Origin of the sequence: Phenylobacterium sp., assembly GCF_036821595.1 — a bacterium.
In the GTDB taxonomy this organism is placed as follows: Bacteria; Pseudomonadota; Alphaproteobacteria; order Caulobacterales; family Caulobacteraceae; genus Phenylobacterium.
Genome location: NZ_DAISJG010000177.1, coordinates 1 through 1,801, shown reverse-complemented (window position 1 = coordinate 1,801; position 1,801 = coordinate 1). Strand labels below are relative to the sequence as shown.

The 1,801-nt window shown below is 70.2% G+C and carries 4 protein-coding genes; all 4 read right to left on the bottom strand.

Annotated elements, in window-relative coordinates; all coding sequences use genetic code 11:
* Positions 1-206: DUF3618 domain-containing protein (locus V7Z97_RS20395; RefSeq protein WP_334165458.1), on the bottom strand; the 206-nt coding region annotated here is incomplete at its 3' end.
* The gene (locus V7Z97_RS20390) at positions 207-599 is read right to left on the bottom strand and encodes a phage holin family protein (RefSeq protein ID WP_334165455.1); all 393 of its coding nucleotides are present in this window, start codon (positions 597-599) and stop codon (positions 207-209) included.
* Positions 600-602: 3 nt separating this feature from the next.
* Positions 603-1,262: a hypothetical protein gene (locus V7Z97_RS20385; RefSeq protein ID WP_334165454.1), complete on the bottom strand. Its 660-nt coding sequence runs from the start codon at positions 1,260-1,262 to the stop codon at positions 603-605.
* Positions 1,263-1,449: 187 nt separating this feature from the next.
* The coding region (locus V7Z97_RS20380; RefSeq protein ID WP_334165451.1) for a hypothetical protein at positions 1,450-1,801 on the bottom strand (352 nt) is incomplete at its 5' end.

The window sequence follows — 1,801 nt, the reverse complement described above, 5'->3', positions numbered from 1 at the left end:
AGCGCCACCGGGACGGGGTTTTCCTTCGCCTGATCCACTACCTTCATCATCATCCTGTTTCCGGCTCCGCCCATGGCGCGGCTGGCCTCGTTGAACAGCTCGCCAGGGGTCATCTTGTCCTTGAGCGCCTCGACGGTGCGCTCCAGCTCCTCGCGGGAGGCCTCGACCTCACGCTCCACGTCCGCGGCGGACTTCTGCGTCGTCATCTAGGTCTTCCTCACGATCTGGGCGTCCTGCTTCAGCTGCCGGGCGGCGCGGTTGGGGCCCATGTTCTCGGGCTTCATCATCGCCACGGCCGCCTTCACGATCAGGAGCCCGGCGACGCCCACCAGGACACCGACGATCAGCGAGGCCCAGAAGGGATCCATCACCTTCGACAGCAGGATCACCAGGGCCTGCAGCAGCACCATCACAGCGCCCAGCAGCAGGACCGCGCCCATGGCCATCTTCCCGCCCGCCTTCCCGGCGTGGGAGAGCTTTTCCCCCACCTCGGTCCGGACGAGCTCGGATTCCTTGCGCACCAGGTTGGCTAGGTCGCCCGTCAGGGCGGAGACCAGCTCCGGTATGGTGCGCGCGTCTTCACGCGGCGACATGTCCATGGGCTAGGCCCCCGGACCGAAGCGCGAGCGGTCGATCTCGCTCCCCGGCGCGGCATCCTCGCCCTCGCCCATGTCGGAGCCGAAGGTGTCGGCGGCGCCGCTCACGCCCGCGATGTCGCCGGAGACCTGGGTCTCCAGGGCGCCCAGGCCGCCGCCGTCCTCGCCCACACCGGTGAACACAGCGCCCTCGCCGGCGAAGCTGCGGGTCTCGCCCAGCGCCGAAGTCGGTTCGGAGCTGCGCAGGAAGCGCCCGATCGCCAGGCCGGCCAGCACCGCCCCGGCCACGAACGCCGTGGGGTTGCGGCGGCTGAAGTCGCGCACGCTGTCCAGGAGCTCCTCGGGACGCTTCTCAGAGAGCGTCCGGGCGAAGTTCTCCAACCCGTCGGCCGCCTGGCCGACGAACCGCCCGGCCACCGACTGGTCGCCTTCGGCCAGTTCGTCACCCGCCTTGCGGATCGCCGTGGCGAACTGGCCGAGCGTCTGGCTCGCCGTCGCCTTGCGGCGCTCGATCTCGCCGGCCGCCTTCTGCTGCGCCTGAGATGCGAAGTGCGCGGCTTCCTCGCGCATCTTCTGGCCCGCCTGGCCCATCTTCTCCTTGGCGGAACCCGCGGAGGTCTCGCCGGCGTCCACGGGGCCCGCGCCCATCGGGTCAATGTTCGTCATCTGCGTCTCCGAAGCGTGTCTTTGCGTCACCGCCGCGCCGGATGGCTGGCGCTGCCGGTCACGGTCGGCGGTTCAAGCCGCGACACGGTGTCGAAGTTCCACGCTTTCGCTTCGTCAGTGGCCGGAAAAGCAAAGGCCCCGCCGCGGAGGTCCGCGACGGGGCCCGTGAGACGGCCGAGGGGGGGGGCTAGACGATGCGGCCGCCACCGCCGAGCAGCGAGAACCGTGACCGATAGGCCGAGGCCGAGAAGCTCGACTGGAACTGACTGCTCTGCAGCTGGACCATCTGGATGAGCGGTAGCGCCGTGGCGTTCCGGTAGACCGTCCGGGCTGCGGTGAGCTGCAGATGGCTCGAGCGCGCCACCTGGAAGGCCTCTGTGGCACGGGCCGCCGGCGCCGCCTGCCGCTTCGAGAACGGCAGGGTCGGATAGATCGGCTGCGGCTGCTCGCGCAGGCGCTCACGCACGAACTCCAGCAGCTTTGGCGTGTCACGCACCTCCCTTGGGATCGGCTGCGGGGCCGGCGGAGGGGGCGGCGGC